The following is a 1,311-nucleotide window of genomic DNA, read 5'->3' as shown; positions in this document are numbered from 1 at the left end:
GGACCGGTGACGGGGTCCGCCCGGCGGCGTGGGGGAAGGTCAGGCATCCCGCGCGGCCGTCAGCTCCTCGATGTGCGCGGCCAGGTCGCGCAGCCGCGGATGGGCGTACACGGCCTTCACCGGCAGGGCCAGGGACAGTTCCGCCCGCACCCGGGAGACCAGCTTGATGGCGAGCAGGGAGTGCCCGCCCAGCTTGAAGAAGTTGTCGTCCGGGCCGATCGACCCGGCGCCCAGGACCTGCCCCCACACCCTGGCGATCAGCTCCTCCGCGCGGCCGCGCGGGCCGTCACCGCCGTCCGCGGTGGCGCCGGAGGCGGCCCGCGTCTCGACGCGGGCGGGCAGCGCGGACCGGTCGAGCTTGCCGCTGGGCGTCGTCGCGAACCGGTCCACGGCGACGAACGCGGACGGCACCATGTAGGACGGCAGCACCCGTGCCAGCCGTGCCCGCAGCTCCTGCGCGTCGCCGCCGCGGTGGTAGGCGATCAGGGCCGGTTCGCCGCCGGCGTCCTCGCCGAGGATCACGGCGGCCTCGGCGACGCCGTCCACGCGGGTGAGGGCGGCCTCGATCTCCGGGAGTTCGACGCGGTGGCCGCGCACCTTGACCTGGCCGTCGGCGCGGCCGAGGTAGACCAGCCGGCCGTCGGGAAGCAGCCGGCAGCGGTCACCGGTGCGGTACATGCGGGATCCGGGGACGCCCGAGGGGGAGGCGACGAAGCGCTCCGCGGTCAGGACCGGCCGTCTCCGGTAGCCGCGGCCCACCCGCGGCCCCGCCAGGTGGAGTTCGCCGGTCCCGCCCGGCCCGACGGGGGCCAGGTTCTCGTCCAGCAGCAGCATCCGCAGGCCCGGCAGGACGGTCCCCAGGTGGGGTTCGCCGGGCTCGTCGATCCAGCCGGCGGTGGCGTCGACGGTGCACTCGGTGGGGCCGTACAGGTTGACCGCGCGCAGCAGACCGGACCGGTGGGCGGCGGCCAGCCGGTCCCACAGCGACGGGCTGACCGCCTCGCCGCCGACCAGCAGGGTCAGCGGACGGGGACCGCCGTCGGCGGTGAGCAGTCCGAGCAGCGGGTCGGCGTGCGAGGGGGTGATGTCGAGGTCGGTGAGGGCCAGTTCGTCGACGAACGCGGCCAGCAGCGCCGGGTCACGGCGGGTCTCCTCGTCGATCATGACGAGGGTGTCGCCACGGCACAGCCGCACCCACTGCTGCACGGACGCGTCGAACGACGGGGAGGCGTTCCAGCCGACCCGGCGGCCCTCACCCGCGGCGACGCCCGCCTCCTCCAGCTCCCGCAGCAGCAGGGAGACGGCGCCGCG

The 1,311-nt window shown here is 76.0% G+C and carries 1 protein-coding gene; it reads right to left on the bottom strand.

Annotation, left to right across the window (positions count from 1 at the left end; translation table 11 throughout):
* Positions 1 to 39 precede the first annotated feature (39 nt).
* Positions 40 to 1,311: non-ribosomal peptide synthetase (locus ACOV8S_RS30865; RefSeq protein WP_448321791.1), on the bottom strand; the 1,272-nt coding region annotated here is incomplete at its 5' end.

The organism is Streptomyces sp. CO7 (genome assembly GCF_053474865.1).
The sequence above is the reverse complement of the archived record's forward strand: the minus strand, read 5'-3'. Positions and strand labels throughout refer to the sequence as shown.